The following is a 20,292-nucleotide window of genomic DNA, read 5'->3' as shown; positions in this document are numbered from 1 at the left end:
CACCCAGGGTGGCCCTGGGGTTCAAGGTGTCATTCCTGGTCAACCTGTTCGAGGCGGGCGGCGCGCTCGGCCAGCCTGGCCTCCCGCTGACGGAGTTTCTCCTCGCGCTCGTGGGCCTTCTCCGCCTCCTTCAGCAGCCGCTCGCGCTCTTTCAACTCCCGTACGCGAGCCTTTTCGGCCTCCTTCAGCTCGCGCGCCCTGGCCTTCTCCGCCTCCTTGAACTCCTTCTCGCGGGCCTTCTCCAGCTCGCGCAGCTCCCTCTCGGTGGTGCGCGTCTTGGCAGTCGCCTGCTCGCGGGTGGCCGCGGTGATCGCCGGGCTGGGGTTCAGCCCGGTCAGGCCGTTCCAGGACAGGTTGACCAGGTGGGCGGCGACCTCCTCGCGGCCCGGCTTGCGCACGTCGAGCCACCACTGGCCGGTCAGCGCGACCATGCCGACCAGCATCTGGGCGTACATCGGCGCGAGCTTGGGGTCGTAGCCGCGGGCGGAGAACTCGTCGGCCAGCACGTCCTCGACCTGGCTGGCGATCTCGCTGATCAGGCTCGCGAACGTGCCCGTGCCCGAGGCGGCGTGCGAGTCGCGCACCAGGATGCGAAAGCCCTCGCTGCTCTCCTCGATGTACTGCAGCAGGGCCAGCGCCGCCCGTTCCAGCTTGACCAGGGAATGGCTGGCGGAGAGCGCTTCGGTGATCATGCCGAGCAGCTTCTGCATCTCGCGGTCGACCACGACCGCGTAGATGCCCTCCTTGCCGCCGAAGTGTTCGTACACCACGGGCTTCGACACCTGCGCGGTAGCTGCGATCTCCTCGACAGAGGTCCCGTCGAACCCCTTCTCCGCGAAGAGCGTGCGGCTGATGTGGACCAGCTGCTCTCGTCGCTCTCTACCGGACATGCGCCTGCGAGATTGGGGTTCGGTCACGGTCTCCATAATGACGGCCACGGACGCGCGGCCGCTCACCGGATCATGGACGTCAGGCAATGCGCTTCGCCGCCAGGCGCTCGGGCGTCGGCCAGCGTACGTCGTAGACCCAGCCGAGCTTCTCGAAGATGCGGATGAGGCCGGCGCTCAGGTCGATCTGGCCCTTGAGCACGCCGTGCCTGGCGCAGGTCGGGTCGGAGTGGTGCAGGTTGTGCCACGACTCGCCGAAGGAGGGGATGGCCAGCCACCACACGTTGCGCGACTTGTCGCGCACCTGGAAGTCCTCCTCGCCGAAGACGTGGCAGATGGAGTTGATGGACCAGGTCACGTGGTGCAGCAGGCCGATGCGGACGAGCGAGCCCCAGAACAGCGCGGTCAGCGCGCCCTGCCAGGACCAGGTGAGCAGCAGGCCGAGCACGCCGGGCAGCGCGATCGAGGTCAGGGCGAGCGGGGCGAACCACTTGTGCAGCTTCATGACGTCCGGGTCTTTGCACAGGTCGGGGGCGTACTTCTCCCTGTTGGTCCGCTCGCTCTCGAACAGCCAGCCCATGTGGGCGTAGAGCAGGCCCTTGGACATCGACTTGAAGCCGGGGCCGAAGCGCCACGGCGAGTGCGGGTCGCCCTCCTTGTCGGAGAACTTGTGGTGCTTGCGGTGCGTGGCCACCCAGTCCAGCACGGACATCTCCAGCGACAGGGAGCCGGCGATGCCCAGCGCGATCTTCAGCGGCCGCTTGGCCTTGAACGAGCCGTGCGTGAAGTAGCGGTGCAGGCCGACGGTGACGCCCAGGCCGGAGACCACGTAGAAGACGAAGAAGATCGCGACGTCCGTCCAGCCGAGGCCCCATCCCCAGGCGAGCGGCACCGCGGCCGCGAACGCGATCAGGGGCAGCCCCACGACCAGTCCGAAGGTGATCAGTTCTGTCCTGGTTTTGGGCTCGGGTTCGAACTCGGGCTTCGGGGCAGAGGCTGATCGCTCGGTGAGAACGGTCATGGACTACCTCCAAGGGTGTGTATGGGATGTATGTCCTGGCTACGCAACCGTAACCTACGCTAGCGTAAGTAAGGAAGACCTAAGCCGTGAATGTGGGGAAGGTGACGCATCGCCCGGCAACACGGGTGGGATTCGTGGCTTGCGCCTTTTTGAGTGCTCTGTTATGGAGCGACGCGCCGAGCAACCCCCCGTAACCTGGGGGGTTCGTGGGATACGCGAGGGTGCGGTGTTATTTGGGCGCGCGGTGAGGCGCGGGCTCGGTATCGTAAGCTGTGTCGGACACCGCGTGTCCGATCTATCCCGGATCGTCTAATCGGCAGGACAAGTGGTTTTGGTCCACTTTATAGGGGTTCGAATCCTCTTCCGGGAGCTCTGAGGCGCTCCCCGGGCGGAACGTCCGGATGAGGGCCAGGTATCCTCACGGTGTCGGGGGGGTAGCGGTGCGGTAGAGACGTACCAATAGCCCTGATCCGTCCAGTCACAGGGAGCCTCAGTCCGTGAGTGTGCCACGCCCGGCAGCCGTCATCGTCCTCGCCGCCGGCGAGGGCACCCGGATGAAGAGCCAGACCCCCAAAGTCCTGCATGAGCTGTGCGGGCGCGCCCTGGTCGACCATATGCTGGCGGCCGCCCGCGACCTCGGTCCCGAGCGGCTGATCGTCGTCATCGGCCACGCTCTGGAGCGGGTCGGCGGCCACCTGGCCGCCACCAGCCCCGACGCGCGCGCCGTCGTCCAGCGGGAGCAGCGCGGCACCGGTCACGCCGTGCGCATCGCGCTCGAAGAGGTCGGCACGATCTCCGGCACGGTCCTGGTCACCTACGGTGACACGCCGCTCATGCGCCCCCAGACCCTCGCCGAGCTGCTCGAACGCCATCAGGCCGACGGCAACGCGGTCACCGTGCTGACGGCCGAGGTGCCCGACCCGACCGGGTACGGGCGCATCATCCGCGACGAGGCCGGCGCCGTCCTGGAGATCGTCGAGGAGAAGGACGCCAGCCCCGAGCAGCGCGCCATCAGAGAGATGAACTCCGGGATCTACGCCTTCGACGGCGAACTGCTCGCCGACGCCGTCAAGCGCGTGTCCACCGACAACGCCCAGGGTGAGGAGTACCTCACCGACGTGCTCGGCATCCTGCGTGGCGACGGCCACCGGGTCGGCGCCTGCGTGGCCGACGACTTCGTCGAGGTCGAGGGCGTCAACAACCGCGTCCAGCTCGCCGCCGCCCGCAAGGTGCTCAACCAGCGCCTGCTTGAGGCCCACATGCGCGCCGGCGTCACGGTCGTCGACCCCGACAGCACGTGGGTCGACGTCAGCGTGCGCATCGCCCCCGACACGGTCATCCACCCCGGCACGCAACTCCACGGCGAGACGGTCATCGAGGCCGGCGCCGAGATCGGCCCCGCCTCCACGCTCACCGACACCCGCGTCGGCGAGGGCGCGATCGTGCGCAACGCCGTCTGCGACAGCGCCGAGATCGGCCCCGAGGCCAACGTCGGCCCCTACGCCTACCTCCGCCCCGGCACCGTGCTGGGGCGCAAGTCCAAGGCCGGCACATTCGTCGAGATGAAGAACACCAAGGTCGGCGAGCGTTCCAAGGTGCCGCACCTGTCCTACGCGGGGGACGCCACGATCGGCGACGACGTCAACATCGGGGCCTCCACCGTCTTCGTCAACTACGACGGGATCAACAAGCACCACACCACCGTGCGTGACGGCGCCTTCGTCGGCTGCGACACCATGCTCGTCGCCCCGGTGACGGTCAACGACGGGGCCTACACGGCGGCGGGCTCGACGATCATCGAGGACGTTCCCCCAGGCGCGATCGGTGTGGCGCGGGCGCGGCAGCGCAACATCGAGAAATGGGTCGTGCGCAGGCGCGCAGGGACCAAGTCGGCCGCCGCCGCAGAGCGGGCGCTGGCCGAGCGAGCACAGCAGGAGAGAGAGCAGTGACCAGCATCAAACAGCCCGGTGAGAAGAACCTCATGCTCTTCTCCGGCCGGGCCTATCCAGAGCTGGCCGAAGAGGTCGCCGAGCACGTCGGCGTCTCGCTGACCCCCACCAAACTCATCGACTTCGCCAACGGCGAGATCTACGCCCGCTACCTGGAGTCCGTACGCGGCTGCGACGCCTTCGTCATCCAGAGCCACACCGGACCCATCAACAAGTGGATCATGGAACAGCTCATCATGGTCGACGCGCTGAAGCGGGCCTCCGCCAAGCGCATCACCGTGGTCATGCCGTTCTTCGGCTACGCCCGCCAGGACAAGAAGGGCCGAGGTCGCGAGCCCATCACGGCCAGGCTCATGGCCGACCTGTTCAAGACCGCCGGCGCCGACCGGCTCATGTCGATCGACCTGCACACCTCCCAGATCCAGGGCTTCTTCGACGGCCCCGTCGACCATCTGTTCGCCATGCCGGTCCTGGAGAACTACCTCAAGAACAAGCTCGACCTGGAGAGCACCACCGTCGTCTCGCCAGACACCGGCCGCGTGCGGCTGTCGGAGCGCTGGGCCGACACGCTCGGCACGCCGCTGGCCTTCATCCACAAGCGCCGCGACCTCGACGTGGCCAACACCGTGAAGGTCAGCGAGGTCGTCGGAACGGTCCGCGGTCGTACCTGTGTGCTGATCGACGACATGATCGACACCGCGGGCACGATCTGCAAGGCCTCCGACGCCCTCTACGAGCAGGGCGCGACCAACGTGATCGTCGCCGCCACCCACGCGGTCTTCTCCGACCCCGCCGTCGACCGGCTGAAGAACTCCCGCATCTCCGAGGTCATCGTCACCAACACGCTGCCGTTGTCGGCGGCCAACAGGTTCGACAAACTCACCGTGTTGTCGATCGCGCCGCTGATCGGTCGCGCGATCACCGAGATCTTCCAGGACGGCTCGGTCACGAGCTTGTTCGAGGGTGACACCTGACACCTATAAACTTGTTTGTGTCGGGCTCGTAATGCCTTCCGCTAGGGCGGGTGAGGGAGAGCGTCCGACGATCAGTAACCCCGAGCATCCCTAGGAGATGTCGTGTCCGAAGTTCGCATTGCCGCAGAGTCGCGCACCACGTTCGGCAAGGGCGCCGCCCGCAAGATCCGTCGCGCCGACAAGGTGCCCGCCGTCCTCTACGGGCACGGCATCGACCCCAAGCACCTGACCCTGCCGGGCCACGAGGTGCTGCTGGCGCTCCGCACGCCCAACGTGCTGATCCACCTCAAGGGTGAGGGCGTCGACGAGCTCGCACTGCCCAAGGGCGTGCAGCGCGACCCGATCAAGGGCTTCGTCGAGCACGTCGACCTGCTCCTGGTCAAGCGCGGCGAGAAGGTCACCGTCGAGATCCCGGTCACCACGGTCGGCGACGTCCACTCCGACGGCCTGCTCGACCAGCAGCTCGTCTCCATCGCCGTCGAGGCCGAGGCCACCCACATCCCGACCGGCGTCGAGGTCGACGTCGACGGTCTGGAGATCGGCACCGTGATCACCGCCGGTCAGCTCCGGCTCCCGCAGGGCGCCACGCTGGCCGCCGACGCCGAGGCCGTCATCCTCCAGGTCACCGCCAAGCCGGTCGAGGCTCCGGAGGCGGAGGAGGGCGTGGAGGCTCCGTCCGTCGTGGGCGAGGCCGCCGAGGCTTCCGCCGAGTAGTCAGGGACGAACGGGGCGGCGAGGGCCGCCCCGTTCCGCTGTTCGCGAGGGGAGCACATGGACCGCTGGCTGATCGCCGGACTGGGCAATCCGGGGCCCGAATACGCCGGCAACCGGCACAACGCCGGCTTCATGGTGCTCGACGAGCTCGCCGCCAGGGCGAGCGGGCGCTTCAAGGCCCACAAGAGCAGGGCCGAGATCTGCGAGACGCGCCCGGCCATCCTGGCCAAGCCTCTGACGTACATGAACCTGTCCGGAGGGCCCGTCAAGGCGCTCTGCGACTTCTACAAGGTCGGCCCCGAGCGGCTGATCGTCGTCCACGACGAGCTCGACGTGCCCTACGGCGCGCTGCGGGCCAAGCTCGGCGGCGGCGACAACGGCCACAACGGACTCAAGTCGATCACCAAGGTCCTCGGCACCCGCGACTACCTGCGGGTCCGCTTCGGCATCGGTCGGCCGCCGGGGCGTATGGACCCCGCGACCTTCGTGCTCAAAGACTTCGCCACGGCCGAGCGCAAGGATCTGCCCTTCCTCGTCGACCGGGCGGCCGACATCGTGGAGTCGCTGATGGAGCGCGGTCTCGAAGCCACCCAGAACGACTTCCACCGGGCCGATCTGAACATTTCGGGCCCTCCACGCTGATCACCGCATAGGTTCGTTCGCCCTTTCCTCTGCTTTTCGCGCGGCTACAGTCGGTGACTATTCGTTCGGGAATGGTCACCTGGAGGCGTGCGTGCGCGGCCAAGCTCGCGGTGAGGGGCTCATGACCGTCGTCAGATCCGGCCATGCGCCCTCCTGGCGTGTGAGCCCGCACACGCCCCCCTGGGTGCGGACCTACCGCCGGTGCGCCGTGCTGGCCGACCTGTGCGGGGCGGGGCTGGGGGCGGCGACGGCGTTCCTGGTCAGGTTCGGGGCCTTCACGCCGTACGTGCTGCCGTACCTGCTGGTCAGCCTGGCCCTCCCGCTCGTGTGGAGCTGCGCCGTGGCGCTGAGCAGGGCCTATGAGCCGCGCATGCTCGGAGAGGGCTCCGAGGAGTTCCGCAGGGTCATGCAGTCGGGCGTCGCCCTGACCGCGGGCACCGCCATCGGCTCCTACCTCACCAAGGCCGACGTCGCCCGCGGCTACGTGGTGCTCGCGCTGCCGCTCGTCACGCTCGTCACCCTGCTCTTCCGCTACGCCCTGCGCCGGGGGCTGCACCGCCGCAGGGCATCGGGCCGGTGCATGCGCAAGGTCGTCGCGGTCGGGCACGCGGCCTCGGTCGCCGAGCTGGTCGAACTGCTGCGCGAGGAGCGCCACCACGGCATGGACGTCGTGGCCGCCTGCCTGCCCGGCGGCGCCTGCGACGAGCACGTGAACGGGGTGCCCGTGGCGGGAGACCTCAGCGACGTGCCGCTCGTGGTCGACCAGCGGGGCGCCGACACCGTGGCCGTGCTGGCCTGCCCCGAGATGGACGGCCAGGCCCTGCGGCGGCTGGCCTGGCGGCTGGAGCGCACCCACACCGAACTGGTCGTCGCCCCCGCGCTGATGGACGTGGCGGGCCCGCGCACCACGATCAGGCCCGTCGCCGGGCTGCCGCTGCTGCACGTGGAGCACCCCGAACTGGCCGGCGCCAGGCAACTGGTCAAGAACGTCTTCGACCGGCTCGTGGCCGTCTGGCTGCTCGTGCTGCTGACGCCCGTGCTGGGGGCGCTGGCGGTCGCCGTACGCGTGACGAGCCCGGGGCCGGCGCTGTTCAGGCAGACCAGGGTGGGCAGGGACGGCAGGGTGTTCACGATCCTGAAGTTCCGCACCATGCGGCGCGGTTCGGAGAAGCAGAAGATCACGCTCGTGAGCGACCGCGACGGGCTGCTCTTCAAGATCAGGAACGATCCGCGCGTCACGCCGCTCGGCACGCTGATGCGCCGCCACTCGCTCGACGAGTTGCCTCAGCTCATCAACGTCGTCCTCGGCCACATGTCGCTCGTCGGCCCGCGTCCGCCGCTGCCGGAGGAGGTGGCGCGTTACGGCGACGACGTGCGCAGACGTCTCCTCGTACGCCCCGGGCTGACCGGGCTGTGGCAGGTCAGTGGGAGATCTGACCTATCTTGGGAGGAATCCGTACGTCTCGACCTGCGTTACGTGGAGAACTGGTCCCTCACGCTGGACCTCCAGATCCTGTGGAAGACTTGGTCGGCTGTCGCCCGCGGGCAAGGAGCTTATTGATGACGATTCGCGATGATCACGCCCTCGCCGCCGACCTGGCGAGCGAGGCAGGCGAGAGGCTGCTGCGGATTCGCGAGGACACGGGGTTCGGCGACTCGTCCGCGCTGCGGGCCGAGGGCGACCGGGCCTCGCACCTCTTCCTGATGGAGGCGCTGGCGCGGCTGCGGCCCTCCGACAGCGTGCTGTCGGAGGAGGCCACCCGCGAGGAACGCCTCGATCCGCGCAGGCTGAGCGCCGAAAGGGTGTGGATCGTCGATCCCCTGGACGGCACCCGGGAGTTCGCAGAAGAAGGCAGGTCCGACTGGGCCGTGCACGTGGCGTTGTGGGAGCGCGGCAAGCTGGTCGCCGGGGCCGTGGCGCTGCCCGCCCAGGGGCGCACGCTGACCACCGCCGAGCCGCCCAAGCTGCCCGCCTACGACAAAGGCCGCTTCAGGATCGCGGTGAGCCGCACCAGGCCGCCCGAGTTCGTGCAGAAGCTGGCCTACCTCGCCGGCGCCGACCTGGTGCCGATCGGCTCGGCGGGAGCCAAGATCTCGGCGGTGCTCACCGGTGAGGTCGAGGCGTACGTACACGCCGGTGGCCAGTACGAATGGGATTCCGCCGCGCCGGTCGCCGTCGCCCTGGCCGCGGGGGCCCACGTGAGCCGGATCGACGGCTCCGAGCCCGTCTACAACCAAGCCGACCCGTCACTACCAGATATTCTGGTTTCCCTACCGGAGCTGGCGACATCCCTGCTCGCCGGGATTCGGGACCTGCATCGCTAACCGCCGGAGGAAGCTCCCATGCTCCAGCGCGACTACACAACGTCGCAGCTCGACGTCCTCGAAGCCGAAGCCGTCCACATCATGCGCGAGGTGGCCGCGGAGTTCGAGCGTCCCTGTTTGCTCTTCTCCGGGGGCAAGGACTCGATCGTCATGCTCCGGATCGCGGAGAAGGCGTTCTGGCCCGCGCCGATCCCGTTCCCGCTGATGCACGTCGACACCGGCCACAACTTCGACGAAGTCATCGACTTCCGTGACCGGCGCTCGGCCGAGCTCGGCGCGCGGCTGATCGTGGCCAGCGTCCAGGACTCCATCGACCAGGGCCGCGTCGTGGAGGAGACCGGGCGGCGCGCCTCCCGCAACCGCCTGCAGACCACCACGCTGCTCGACGGGATCGAGGAGCACGAGTTCGACGCGGTCTTCGGCGGCGCGCGGCGCGACGAGGAGAAGGCCAGGGCCAAGGAGCGGGTGTTCTCCTTCCGCGACGACTTCGGCCAGTGGGACCCGAAGAACCAGCGTCCCGAGCTGTGGAACCTCTACAACTCGCGCATCCGCAAGGGCGAGCACATCCGCGTCTTCCCGCTGTCCAACTGGACCGAGCTCGACGTCTGGGACTACATCAGGCGCGAGGGCATCGAGATCCCCTCCATCTACTTCGCCCACACCCGCAAGGTGTTCGAGCGCGACGGCATGCTGCTGCCCGACTCCGACGTCGTCTCACGCGGCGAGGACGAGCCCTTGTTCGAGGCCGTGGTGCGCTACCGCACCGTGGGCGACATGACCTGCACGGGCGCCGTGCAGTCCACGGCCGCCACGGTCGAAGAGATCATCGAGGAGATCGCGGCCACCCGGATCACCGAGCGGGGGGCCACCAGGGCCGACGACCGCTCGTCGGAAGCCGCCATGGAAGACCGGAAGCGAGAGGGCTACTTCTAATATGGACATCCTGCGCTTTGCCACTGCGGGAAGCGTCGACGACGGCAAGTCCACCCTCATCGGACGGTTGCTCTTCGACTCCAAGGCGATCTTCGAGGACCAGCTTGAGGCCGTCGAGCGCACCTCGCGCGACCGGGGCACCGAGTACACCGACCTGTCGCTGCTGACCGACGGGTTGCGGGCCGAGCGGGAGCAGGGCATCACGATCGACGTGGCCTACCGCTATTTCGCCACGCCCAAGCGCAAGTTCATCATCGCCGACACGCCCGGCCACATCCAGTACACCCGCAACATGGTCACCGGCGCGTCCACGGCCGACCTGGCGATCATCCTCATCGACGCGCGCAAGGGCGTGCTGGAGCAGTCGCGCAGGCACGCGTTCCTGACCACGCTGCTGCGCGTGCCGCACCTGGTGCTGGCCGTCAACAAGATGGACCTGGTCGACTACTCGCAGGAGCGGTTCGAGGAGATCAGGGAGGAGTTCACGGCGTTCGCGTCGAAGCTGAACGTCTCCGACCTGACCTTCATTCCTATTTCGGCGCTCAACGGCGACAACGTGGTCTCGCGGTCGGAGAACATGCCGTGGTACCTCGGCTCGTCGCTGCTGCACCACCTGGAGAACGTGCACATCGCCTCCGACCGCAACCTGGTCGACGTGCGCTTCCCCGTCCAGTACGTGATCCGTCCCCAGCGGGCCAACGACCACGCCTTCCACGACTACCGAGGCTACGCCGGGCAGGTGGCGGGCGGCGTGCTGAAGCCGGGCGACGAGGTCGTGCACATGCCGTCCGGGCTGACCACCCGCATCGCCTCGATCGACACCTTCGACGGGCCGGTGGAGGAGGCGTTCCCGCCGATGTCGGTGACGCTGCGCTTCGAGGACGACCTCGACATCTCACGCGGCGACATGATCGCCCGCCCCAACAACCAGCCGAGCGTGTCGCAGGACCTGGAGGCGATGGTCTGCTGGATGGCCGACGGGCTCAAGCTGACGCCGCGCTCCAAGCTGACGATCAAGCACACCACCCGTACGGCCCGCGCCCTCGTCCGCGACCTGCACTACCGGCTCGACGTCAACACCCTGCACCGCGACGAGGAGGCGACCGCGCTGTCACTCAACGAGATCGGGCGGGTGTCCCTGCGCGTCACGCAGCCGCTGTTCGTGGACGACTACGCGCGCAACCGGCTCACGGGCGGCTTCATCCTGGTGGACGAGGCCACGAACGGCACGGTCGGCGCCGGTATGGTCATCGACGCGCGCTGAAGGTAGATCTTTAGAGGTTCCGTTACCGTCTGATTACTCAGGGCGATAGAGTCATCGCGTTCCGTACACGACGCGAAGGCTCTCCTCCGTGACCTACCGAGCGAACCCAATCCGGGTGGTCTACTTGGGCGGATTGGGGCGAAGCGGCACCACACTCCTGGAGAGGCTCTTGGGGGAGGTCCCAGGAGTGACCGCTCTCGGTGAGGTTGTGCACCTTTGGGAGAGAGGGGTGCTCGCGGAGGAGCTCTGCGGGTGCGGTACGGCCTTTCCGGCCTGCGCCTTCTGGCGGCAGGTGGGGGAGCGTGCTTTCGGTGGATGGTCGCGTGGGCACGCGCGACGTATCCTTGCTCTCCGGCATAAGGTCGACCGCACCCGCAGAATCACCCACATCGCGCATCGTGACCTGGCCGAGTACACGCAGGCGTACAAGCTCGTGTACGAGGCCGCCGACACGCCCGTCGTGATCGACTCCAGCAAGCACGCGTCCCTGGCCTGCTGCCTGCTGGCCGGCGGGGTCGACCTGCGGATCGTGCACGTCGTCAGAGACCCCAGGGCCGTCGCCCACTCGTGGGGCAAGACCGTGCCCCGCCCCGAGGACGGGCGGCCGATGACCCGCTGGGGGCCCGCCCGCACCGCGATCCACTGGGCGGCCCAGAACGCGGCCATGGAACTGCTCCCCGGGCGCGGGGGCCGCGTGATCAGGGTCCGCTACGAAGACCTGCTCGACGCGCCGGTGGACACCTTCGCCGCGCTGCTCGGGCAGCTCGGCCTGGCCGCCGGGCCCGATTTCCCGTTCCTTGAGGGGCACACCGCGTGGCTCGGGCCCTCGCACACCGTCTCCGGCAACCCGATGCGCTTCCACGTGGGGCGTGTGGAGCTGCGCAGGGACGATTCGTGGGTGCCGGGGCTGCCCGAGGGGCATCGGCGGCTGGTCAACGCGCTCACGCTGCCGCTCAGAGCCAGGTACGGCTACTGCGGGGCGACGGCGTGAGCCGTTCCGTGGGCGTGGTGATCCCCACCCGCGGCGACCGGCCCGCCCAGCTCCGCGAGGCCGTCACCGGCGTGCTCGCCCAGGACTACCCAGGGAGGTTGTCCCTGGCCGTGGTGGCCGACGGGGCCGATCCCGAGGAGGTCGCCGAGCAGATCGCCGACGTTCCCGTCCGCGTCCTGGACAATCGGCTCACGCCCGGGCTGCCGGGGGCGCGCAACACCGGCATCGCCGCCTGCGACACCGACCTGATCGCCTTCTGTGACGACGACGACGTGTGGCTGCCGGGCAAACTCGCCGCCCAGGAACGGGCGTTGCGCGGCCGGGGCACGTTCGCCAGTTGCGCGATCGAGGTCGAGCACGGCCGACGGCGGGTGGCCCGCCTGGCAGGGGCCTCCGTCGTGACCGCCGCCGATCTGACGCGGTCGCGGATGGTGATGGTGCATTCGTCGACGTTCCTGTTCGAACGCGGCGGGCTCTGGGTCGACGAAAGCGCGCCCGCCGGGCAGAACGAGGACTGGGACCTCGCCCTGCGTGCCGCCAAACAGCAGCCGATCGTCCACGTCGACCGGCCGCTCGTACGGGTGCGGTGGGGCGGATCCCACTATGTCGCCCGCTGGGCGGACCGGATCGCCGGGCTCCAATGGATGCTCGCCCGGCACCCCGAACTGGCGGCCGATTCGCGCGGGGCGGCCCGCGTCTACGGTCAGCTCGCCTTCGGCCACGCGGCCCTGGGCCACCGGCGCGAGGCCGTCCGCTGGGCGGGCCGCACATTCGCGGCCCGGCCCGGCGAACCCCGGGCGCCGCTCGCACTCGCGGTGGCGGCAGGGCTGATCTCCGCGCCGGCCATGCTGTCCCTGCTGCACAACCGTGGACACGGCATTTGACCCGCCCCGACGGACGGCCCACCCCGGCCCCCACCACCTCCGACCCCCCGCCGTCTCCGCCCGCCGCCGCCTCCGGCTGCCCCCAGGTTTCGATTGCTGTCGGTGCCTCCGGCCGTCCGCCGGGTACGGTCGCCGCCGCCGTCTCCGATCGCCTTCAGGCTCCGGTCTCTGCTGCTGTCTCTGAGCGGCTGTCAGGTGTGGGGCGGGTGCGGGAGGACGCGGTCGTTGCCGCCTCTGGTTGCCCGCAGGACCCGGGTCCCGTCTCCGAGTGTTTGCCGGGGCGGGTGTGGGTGGGTGGGGTGGGGGTGGACGCGGTCACCGAGCGGGAGGCGGTCCGGTGGGTGGAGCGTGAGCTGGAACGCGGCAGGGGCGGTCGCATCGTGACCCCCAACGTCGACATCTGCCGCGCCGTCGCCGCCGATCCCGCCCTCAGAGAGCTCGTGTGCTCGGCCGACCTGGTCGTGGCCGACGGGATGCCGCTGGTGTGGGCGGCCAGGCTGCTGGGCAGGCCGCTGCCGGAACGCGTCACCGGAGCCGACCTCATCTGGTCGCTGAGCCGCCTGGCCGCCCGCCGCGCTCACCCCGTCTACCTGCTCGGCGGCCCGCCGGGCGTGGCGGGCAGGGCCGCGGACACGCTCACGAGCCGCCACCCCGGGCTGAAGGTGTGCGGCGTGCACGCCCCGCCCTACGGCTTCGACCAGACTCCGGCCGGGATCGAGCTGGTGCGGCGGAAGGTGGTCGCCGCCCGCCCCCGGCTCGTCTTCGTCGGGCTCGGCTTCCCCAAGCAGGACCGGCTCATCGCCGACCTGCGGCGACACCTGCCGCACACGTGGTTCCTGGGGTGCGGGGCGGCGATCGCCTTCGCGGCGGGCACGCTTCCCAGGGCCCCGGAGTGGATGCGCGGAGCCGGGCTGGAGTGGGTGTTCCGTCTCAGCCGCGAGCCGGGACGGCTGGCACGCCGGTACCTGGTCGATGACCTGCCGTTCGCGGCACGGCTGCTGACCGGCTGCCTGGCCGCCCGTCTCAGGTTCACCCCTGGCCGGTCAGGGCGCGGACGCGGCTCACCTCGGCGGGGGTGAGGCCGCGGGCGGCGTGGTCGAGGGCGCGGCGCGAGTCCATGCGCCGGTACGCCGTCCGCGACAGCCCGGACCAGGTGAACGCGGCCCCGCCAGAGGGGCCCGTGCAGGCCCGGGTGATGCGGCGTTCGGCGGCGGCCGTCCAGGGGAGGCCCGCGTAGGTGTACAGGGAACGGAAGCCGGGCAGCGGGTCGGCGGCCAGCGACTCGTACGAGGTGAGGAGGATCCCCGGCGTGCGGGCCAGGACCGCGCGGGTGACCCGCCACAGGGTGGCCGCCGTGGCGAGCGGGTCCGCGGAGCCGGTGAGGGCCCTCAGCTCCAGCACTTCGGGATGGTCGCGGACGAGCAGCGGCTGGTCGAGCAGTTCGCGCGGGTCGACCGTCCACCCGAGCCGCTGCCAGCTCGCCACGAACGACACCGGATCCCGAACCAGCGCGATCACCCGGCATCCCAGCCGCGCCGCGAACCAGCCCGCGCTCAGCACCGCGAACGGATCGTCCAGCAGCGCCCGCCGTCCGGTGAGCCGACCGTAGGCGAAGGCGGTGCCGTAGCGCAGCAGGCGGGCCAGGTCGTAGGGGGAGTGGTTGGCGCGCAGTTCGGCGAGCCAGCGGTAACGCAGGGCTGCGGTGTCGCGGAAGGCGGGCAGCCAGTCGGCGGTGTTGTCGTCGCAGATGTACTGGAATCGATGGGTCACGGCGGCCTTGAGCACCCCTGGGCAGCGGCCTGGCGGGTGTTGCGGGTTGAGCGGCTCGTTGACGTAGATCAGTCCGCCGGCCGTGAGCATCCTGCCGGTCCAGCTCGTGCCGCTCCTGGGCAGCCCCGTCACCAGGACGGGCGGGCCGTTCACGCCGCCGCCCACGCACGGGGCCGCAGCGCCGCCAGGGTGTGCCGCCCGAACGGGTGCAGCCCGTATCGCCGATGGAGCTGCCACAAGGGCAGCAGGTTCTTCACGAGCACGCCCGCCGACCAGCCGACGACCGCCCCGAACGCCCCTTGCGAAGGGACCAGCGCCACGTCCAGCGCCACGGTGCAGCAGATCGCGGCCACCAGGTTGACCAGGCTCGTGCTGGTATGTCCGGCGGCCGTCAGCACCACGTCGACCATCCCGCAGGCCGTGGCCACCATCATCGTCCCGGCCAGCACCAGCGCCACCGGGACCGCCGCCCCGTACGAGGGCCCGAACACCGTCAGCAGCCACGGTGCGAGCGCCGCGTAGGCCACCCACACCGGCCACGTGAGCAGCACCAGCCAGGCGGTGGTCGTCTGGTACAGCTCACAGGCCCGCTCCGGCTCGCCGTCGGCCAGCGCCCTGACCAGCCGGGGTTGCACGGCCTGCGCCAGCCCCTGGTTGGCGAGCTGCCCCACGACCTTGAACCGGGTGGCGGCCGTGTAGACGGCGGCCTGCGCGGGCCCGGCGAGCAGGGCGACGATCACGACGTCCAGCCGCTGGAACACCGCCTGGATCGCCCCCGCGACCGCGCGCGGCGCGGTGTGACGCCACAGGTCCCGCGCCGCCCCGGGCAGGTACGAGCGTCGCAGCGCCAGGGACGACCGCTGCGCTGCCACGTCAGGCGGGTGCGACCGTGGCACCCCTTGCCCCCGCGCCAGGCACGACCGCTGCGGCGCCATGCCAGGCGAGCGCGGCAGCCCTTGCCCCCGCGGCGTCCGGGACGAGTGTCGTAGCGCCGCGCCCGCCAGGATGGGCAGCAGCAGGTACGGCGCCCCCCATGCCGGCGGCAGCCACCCGGCGGCCCCGGTCAGCGCCGCCCAGGTGACGAGGCAGAGCTGGCAGGCGGGCAGGAGCAACCCGTCCAGCAGCACGGTGGGTCGCATGGTCCCGAAGCCCCGCGTGGCGGCCAGCAGCACGTCGCCCGCCACCATGACCGGCAGCAGCACGGCCAGCACGCCGAGCCGTGGGTACAGCAGCACCCCGGCGGCCGACGCGGCCACCAGGCAGGGCACGAGCGCCGCCCGGATATATCCGGAAATGCCGTGATGACCAGAAGTCCGCGCGATGACGTACACGAGCCCGTTCCCCGCATCCAGCTTCGCCACCCCGGCCGCCATCAGCGCCAGCGCGGTCGCCGTGAAGAACGCCCCGGCCTCCGATGCGGGAAACGCCCTGGTCACCACCACGACCAGGACGAACTGGGCGAGCGCGGAGAAAACCGCCCCCATGACCCCCGCGACCGAGCCCCTGGTCACCGCCGCCACGAGGGCGCACCGCCCAGCCACCGCACCAGCCGCGCGTCGTACGGCTCGAATTGCTCTCGCAGCGCCTCCTCCAGCACGCGGGGCACCCGCCGGGGCAGCGGCCTGCCGTTGTGCCGCTCGAACTCCGGATAGCCCATGTGCGGCACCCCGAGGAAGTCCAGCACCCGGTCATAGGCCGTCTCCGGCTCGGCGAAGAACTCGTGGCTGTCCAATACCAGGATCCGCTCGCGCCCGATCAGCGGCTCCAGCCGTTCGAGCTGGTCGGCGTAGCGCCCACGCGCCAGGTAGGCGTGGTGACGATGCGAGCGGTGCGTGGAGAAGGGGTCCTCCCGCAGCAGGTCCTCGGCCCCTGCCAGCCGCCGCGCCTCCAGCTCGATGGCGTACTCGAAGTGGGACTCGGTCTCGAACCCCCTGGCCAGCTCGTGGGCGTGCGCCGAGCAGGCCCGCTCGACCGGGTCGCGCACCAGCACGATCAGCTTCACGCCGGGCAGGTCGGCCGCGATCCGCTCCCCGGCCAGCGGATGGAACAGGTAATAGGGGGACGACTCAAACGCCTGCGGACGCATGCCGTACCGATGTGCGAGCAGCGCCGCGCCCACCCGCAACGGGAAGTGCGCCTGATACCAGGACAATCCCCGCGAGTAGTCGACGTCGAAGTAGTGCACGCCCTTGTGCAGCACCGGCTTGAGCAGCAGCGGATGCTCCGCCAGCGCCCGGTACATCGAGGTCGTGCCGCACCGCTGCGCCCCGACGATCAGGAACGTCGGCAGCACCCGCGCCGCCGACGTGAACCGGCCCGTGGCCCGCGACAGCGACAACACCGACCGCTTCATGGTCCTCACGTGATCAGCTCCTCGTGGTCGACGACCGGGTTCAGCCAGGACTCCGGCGGCCCGAGCGGCGTGTGGCCGTCGGCGGCGTGCCTGTCGGCCAGCGCGATGAGGTACCGCAGGGCGGTCTGCCTGGCGGCCGTCCCCGACACGCCCAGAGGGGCGAGCTCGCGCACGGCCCGCGCCACGCACGCCCGCGCCGCCACCGGCGGGGACATCCTGCGCAGCGCCCGCTGGAAGAAGTGGTGCACCGCGTCGAAGCCGTAGGGCACGCCGACCTCGTACCGCTCCCAGTCCCACACGAGCACCCGTCCGTCTGAGGACAGGCACATGTTCCACGGCGCGAAGTCCCCGTGCCAGGCGGCCCGCGCCCCGCCCGTGCCCGCGATCTCCTTGATCGCCTCGCGCAGCAGCGGCGGCGGCACCCGGCCGCGCCGCACGGGCAGCGGCGACAGCGCCAGCACCGACAGCCCGCGCCAGTCGCCGTGGTGCAGCACGGAGGGCGCGCAGACCGTGCCGAGCGACAGCCCGGCCAGCCGGCGTAGCGCCGCCGACTCGGCGTTGATCAGCGCGCGCGTCCGCGCGCTGTCGCCGATCTTCACGAACGCCAGCCGCCGCCCTTGCGACCTGACCTCCAGCACGGGCTTGCGGTTGGCCCGCAACGCGGGACGGACGTGCAGCACGGTCTCGACCGGCCGCCGGAAGACCTCGCTCAGATGCGCCGCGATGGACCCCTCGTCGGGCACCACGACCGGCGACCCCACATGCCACCAGCGCCGCGGCGCCAGCCGGCGGGGCACGACGGGGTGGGGCAGCACGGTGTAGGCCCGTGGCGAGCCGGGGCCCGGATACAGCAGCCGCACGGTCTCCGCCAGGTAGCCGAGCCGGACGGAGGCGTCGTTCATGAGTTTCTCCACAGGAGGGCGTACGAGATGAGGTAGAGACTGAGCGGCGTGACCAGGCCGTCGTAGACGAACATGTAGAGCAGCACGAGCCCCATCACGAGCACCCCGGCCAGCCCGATCGGGCTGCGGTCGCGCCAGTGGCGGCGGATCGCCCCGGCGAAGAAGGCCACGTAGAGCGCCGCCCCGGTGAACCCCTGCGTGATGATCAGCAGCCAGAGTTGCCCGTCGCTGCCCAGCGGCGGATGGCCGCACCCCTGGCACCACTGGGTCTTGCCCGTGGTGATCGTGCGGTGGTTGCCCATCGCGTTGCGGGTGTTGCCGTACCCGATGACCGGCGAGTGCCCCGCGGCGGCGATCGTGGCGCTCACGGTGAAGGCCCTGATGTCGTTGGAGTGTGGTTTGTCCAGGCGCTGGGCGACCAGCGGCGCGAGCGGGCTGATCGCGAACGCCAGCGCCGCCACCGCCGTCACGCCGCACAGCACGGCCCTCGTGCGCCCGCCCACCCGCACGATCAGGTACGCGAGCGCCAGCCCCAGGCCGATCCACAGCCCCCGGTTGAGCGAGTACACGATGGGGACCGCCGCCAGCGCGACCATGACGGCCACGAACACCTTGTGCCGCCTCCCGCCGTACACCCACCAGCCGACCACGAACCACACCAGCAGCACGGAAACGTTGTTGCCCCAGGCGTTGGCCCACTCGAACGGCGCTTCCGGCCGGGGCATGGGGTAGCCGAGCACCTTCTGCGTCTGGGCGGCGGTGGGGTGGATGAGGTTCTGGACGAAGGAGTTGCCGCTGATCCAGTCGGGCAGCACCAGCTCCAGCGGCGAGGTGAAGGCGAAGGCGGGGAAGAACACGCCGAGCAGCCCGCCGGCGACCGTGGTGACGAACAGCACGCCGAGCATCCGCACCAGACGCAGTTGCGGCAGCTCCTGTTCTGTCAGGTTGCCCAGGTAGAGCACCATGACCAGGACGGCCGCGTAGAGCGCCAGCCGCATCACGTAGCCGACGATCCGGCCGGGCCCGAGCTCGCCGTACGTGCCGGGCGGCGACTCCGCCAGCATCAGCGCGCTGACCAGGTAGCCCGCCAGCAGCAGCACCCACAGGCCGAACCCGCGCGGCACCCTGATCGGCCTGCGCCGCCACAGCAGCACCCCCATCGGAACCGCGAGCACGATCACCGCCAGGCCGCCGAACCCGAGCGCCCACCAGACCGGATAGCCCACGAGCAGCGCCCCGATGGGCCAGGCGGGCCCTCTCACGTCGGCTTGCCCGGCCGGGGGTGGTGGAGCGCCTGCATCGGCGTGGTCTCGCGCGTCTCCAGCTCGCCGGTCGCGACGAGCTTGCCGAGCGGGTGGTGTGCGCGGGGCTCCAGCAGCGGCACGAACGACGGCACCGCGTCGGTGGCCGTCACCACGCCGATGATCGGCACCTCGTGCCGGCCCAGATGGCGGACGGTGGCCGCGACCTGCTGCGCGGTGACCTTGCCGAGCCCCACCAGCAGCAGCGCCGCGTCGGCTCTGGCCAGATCGCGCACCTCGGAGCCGTCGAGCACCGTCAGCGGCGCGCTGACCGCGAGCGGCTCCGCCGGCGACGAGGAGTAGAGGTCGGCGGGCAGCGACTTGACCAGCAGCCGCTTGCCCGGACACGCGGCGACCACGGAGGAGGCCAGGTCGTGCAGCACGCCGGGCTCGCGCGGGCTCGACAGGTCGGTCAGGACGGACAGGCCCGTCAGCCGTTCGACGTCGGCGGCCGTCCGCAGGCGCGTGTCGAACCTGTCACGGGCGTAGGCGGCGGCAGAACCGGCGAGCAGCCCGGCCATCAGCCCGGTGCCCAGGTGGAGCGGCAGGCTCGGTGAGCTGGGCGCGGACGGAGGCGTGGCCTGGCTGATGATCGTGCCGGGGGTCACCGCGACCGTGCGCAGCGCGTCGTACTTGAGGGTGAGGCTGGCGGCCTGCCGGTTGAGCACGCTCTGCCGCTGGGTGGCGATCGCGTGCTCGGGGCCGCCCCTGGGCAGCGTGGCGAGCTGCTTGATCAGGGCGTCGAGGCTCGCGTTGACCTGCCTGAGTTTGCCCAGCACCGCCTGCTGCTGGTCAGTCAGCGCGGACAGGGCGCTCTCGCGGCGGTTGCGCAGATAGGCGTCGGCGTACGCGCGGGAGCGGGCGGCCGCGGTGGCGGGATCGGGGGCCGTCGCCGAGATCCACAACACCGCCGAGTTGGGCGGCACGGACACCTCGGAGGGACCGGGGACGGCCGCGCCCAGGGCTCTGGCCGCCCGCGCCGCGACCACGTCGGACTGCGCGATCTGGGCCTCGGTGTCGAGGTTGAGCGGCTCGCGCTGGCGGGCGGTCACCTGGTTGCCCGGCTCCTGCGGGCCGACCGGCAGGACGAGCACCTGGGTGGTCGCGGTGTAGGTGGGCGGCGTGAGGCGCATCAACGCCAGCCCCGCCGTGCCGCCGAACACGACGCAGCCCACGAGGAGCAGCCAGCGCCGGCGCAGCAGGGAGAGATGCTCGTCCAGGTCGGTGCCGGAGCTCATGAGCGCCCACTATAGGACGGACGGTCAACACCCAGGCTGAATAACCAAGATTTTCTCCCAGAAAGGCAGACGGGAAGCCCCTTAATAAAAGGAAATATCCGGAAAATTCACTGAGCTGCTTGCCTACTGTGAAGTGCGGAGACT

Annotated in this window: 19 protein-coding genes and 1 tRNA gene; 12 read left to right on the top strand and 8 right to left on the bottom strand. The window is 70.4% G+C overall.

All coding sequences use genetic code 11. The features are described from left to right. Positions 1 to 29: 29 nt before the first annotated feature. Together ACFOY2_RS13975 and ACFOY2_RS13970 are read right to left on the bottom strand one after the other, a co-directional pair. A complete protein-coding gene (locus ACFOY2_RS13975) occupies positions 30 to 926 on the bottom strand; it encodes a TetR/AcrR family transcriptional regulator (protein WP_379528682.1) in 897 nt (298 codons plus the stop codon). Between the two features lie 43 nt (positions 927 to 969). After that, positions 970 to 1,908, bottom strand: a complete 939-nt coding sequence (locus tag ACFOY2_RS13970) for an acyl-CoA desaturase (RefSeq protein ID WP_379528404.1) — start codon at positions 1,906 to 1,908, stop codon at positions 970 to 972. Between the two features lie 298 nt (positions 1,909 to 2,206). Here ACFOY2_RS13970 and ACFOY2_RS13965 point away from each other — a divergent pair. From ACFOY2_RS13965 to ACFOY2_RS13910, 12 genes are all read left to right on the top strand, one after another. Then, positions 2,207 to 2,278, top strand: a tRNA-Gln gene (locus ACFOY2_RS13965). A gap of 127 nt (positions 2,279 to 2,405) precedes the next feature. Further along, positions 2,406 to 3,857 carry a bifunctional UDP-N-acetylglucosamine diphosphorylase/glucosamine-1-phosphate N-acetyltransferase GlmU gene (glmU, locus tag ACFOY2_RS13960; RefSeq protein WP_379528403.1) on the top strand — a complete coding sequence of 484 codons (1,452 nt, stop codon included), beginning with the start codon at positions 2,406 to 2,408 and terminating at the stop codon, positions 3,855 to 3,857. Beyond that, positions 3,854 to 4,831 carry a ribose-phosphate diphosphokinase gene (locus ACFOY2_RS13955; protein ID WP_379528402.1) on the top strand — a complete coding sequence of 326 codons (978 nt, stop codon included), beginning with the start codon at positions 3,854 to 3,856 and terminating at the stop codon, positions 4,829 to 4,831. The genes glmU and ACFOY2_RS13955 overlap by 4 nt, the downstream gene beginning before the upstream one ends. Before the next feature lie 102 nt (positions 4,832 to 4,933). Further along, positions 4,934 to 5,545: a 50S ribosomal protein L25/general stress protein Ctc gene (locus tag ACFOY2_RS13950; RefSeq protein WP_379528401.1), complete on the top strand. Its 612-nt coding sequence runs from the start codon at positions 4,934 to 4,936 to the stop codon at positions 5,543 to 5,545. Positions 5,546 to 5,602: 57 nt separating this feature from the next. After that, positions 5,603 to 6,187, top strand: coding sequence for an aminoacyl-tRNA hydrolase (pth, locus tag ACFOY2_RS13945; RefSeq protein WP_379528400.1), 585 nt, complete (start codon positions 5,603 to 5,605; stop codon positions 6,185 to 6,187). Between the two features lie 121 nt (positions 6,188 to 6,308). Further along, positions 6,309 to 7,748 (top strand): sugar transferase, encoded by a 1,440-nt coding sequence (locus ACFOY2_RS13940; protein ID WP_379528399.1) that lies wholly within the window; start codon positions 6,309 to 6,311, stop codon positions 7,746 to 7,748. Next, a complete protein-coding gene (locus tag ACFOY2_RS13935; protein WP_379528398.1) occupies positions 7,748 to 8,512 on the top strand; it encodes a 3'(2'),5'-bisphosphate nucleotidase CysQ in 765 nt (254 codons plus the stop codon). The genes ACFOY2_RS13940 and ACFOY2_RS13935 overlap by 1 nt, the downstream gene beginning before the upstream one ends. An 18-nt stretch (positions 8,513 to 8,530) precedes the next feature. Then, the gene (gene cysD / locus ACFOY2_RS13930) at positions 8,531 to 9,445 is read left to right on the top strand and encodes a sulfate adenylyltransferase subunit CysD (protein ID WP_379528397.1); all 915 of its coding nucleotides are present in this window, start codon (positions 8,531 to 8,533) and stop codon (positions 9,443 to 9,445) included. A gap of 1 nt (position 9,446) precedes the next feature. Beyond that, positions 9,447 to 10,709 carry a sulfate adenylyltransferase subunit CysN gene (cysN, locus tag ACFOY2_RS13925; protein WP_379528396.1) on the top strand — a complete coding sequence of 421 codons (1,263 nt, stop codon included), beginning with the start codon at positions 9,447 to 9,449 and terminating at the stop codon, positions 10,707 to 10,709. A 229-nt stretch (positions 10,710 to 10,938) separates the two neighbouring features. Further along, positions 10,939 to 11,700 (top strand): sulfotransferase, encoded by a 762-nt coding sequence (locus ACFOY2_RS13920; RefSeq protein ID WP_379528395.1) that lies wholly within the window; start codon positions 10,939 to 10,941, stop codon positions 11,698 to 11,700. After that, positions 11,697 to 12,584, top strand: a complete 888-nt coding sequence (locus ACFOY2_RS13915; protein WP_379528394.1) for a glycosyltransferase family 2 protein — start codon at positions 11,697 to 11,699, stop codon at positions 12,582 to 12,584. Before ACFOY2_RS13920 ends, ACFOY2_RS13915 begins: the two co-directional genes overlap by 4 nt. A gap of 305 nt (positions 12,585 to 12,889) precedes the next feature. After that, positions 12,890 to 13,663: a WecB/TagA/CpsF family glycosyltransferase gene (locus tag ACFOY2_RS13910; protein ID WP_379528393.1), complete on the top strand. Its 774-nt coding sequence runs from the start codon at positions 12,890 to 12,892 to the stop codon at positions 13,661 to 13,663. Here the strand turns inward: ACFOY2_RS13910 and ACFOY2_RS13905 are convergent. From ACFOY2_RS13905 to ACFOY2_RS13880, 6 genes are read right to left on the bottom strand one after another with little or no spacing between them, the layout of a single operon-like run. Continuing rightward, positions 13,614 to 14,507: a sulfotransferase gene (locus tag ACFOY2_RS13905; RefSeq protein ID WP_379528392.1), complete on the bottom strand. Its 894-nt coding sequence runs from the start codon at positions 14,505 to 14,507 to the stop codon at positions 13,614 to 13,616. The genes ACFOY2_RS13910 and ACFOY2_RS13905 overlap by 50 nt on opposite strands. Beyond that, positions 14,504 to 15,874: a lipopolysaccharide biosynthesis protein gene (locus ACFOY2_RS13900; RefSeq protein ID WP_379528391.1), complete on the bottom strand. Its 1,371-nt coding sequence runs from the start codon at positions 15,872 to 15,874 to the stop codon at positions 14,504 to 14,506. The genes ACFOY2_RS13905 and ACFOY2_RS13900 overlap by 4 nt, the downstream gene beginning before the upstream one ends. Further along, entirely contained in the window at positions 15,862 to 16,707 is an 846-nt protein-coding gene (locus tag ACFOY2_RS13895) for a sulfotransferase domain-containing protein (protein ID WP_379528681.1), read from the bottom strand. The genes ACFOY2_RS13900 and ACFOY2_RS13895 overlap by 13 nt, the downstream gene beginning before the upstream one ends. 5 nt (positions 16,708 to 16,712) lie before the next feature. Continuing rightward, positions 16,713 to 17,609 carry a hypothetical protein gene (locus ACFOY2_RS13890; protein WP_379528390.1) on the bottom strand — a complete coding sequence of 299 codons (897 nt, stop codon included), beginning with the start codon at positions 17,607 to 17,609 and terminating at the stop codon, positions 16,713 to 16,715. Then, positions 17,606 to 18,871, bottom strand: coding sequence for a hypothetical protein (locus ACFOY2_RS13885; RefSeq protein ID WP_379528389.1), 1,266 nt, complete (start codon positions 18,869 to 18,871; stop codon positions 17,606 to 17,608). The genes ACFOY2_RS13890 and ACFOY2_RS13885 overlap by 4 nt, the downstream gene beginning before the upstream one ends. Further along, positions 18,868 to 20,148 carry a Wzz/FepE/Etk N-terminal domain-containing protein gene (locus ACFOY2_RS13880; protein ID WP_379528388.1) on the bottom strand — a complete coding sequence of 427 codons (1,281 nt, stop codon included), beginning with the start codon at positions 20,146 to 20,148 and terminating at the stop codon, positions 18,868 to 18,870. The genes ACFOY2_RS13885 and ACFOY2_RS13880 overlap by 4 nt, the downstream gene beginning before the upstream one ends. Positions 20,149 to 20,292 lie beyond the last annotated feature (144 nt).

The sequence above is a fragment of the Nonomuraea purpurea genome (assembly GCF_042650645.1).
GTDB lineage: Bacteria > Actinomycetota > Actinomycetes > Streptosporangiales > Streptosporangiaceae > Nonomuraea > Nonomuraea purpurea.
Note: the sequence above shows the minus strand (reverse complement) of the source record. Positions and strands in the feature narration are given on the sequence as shown.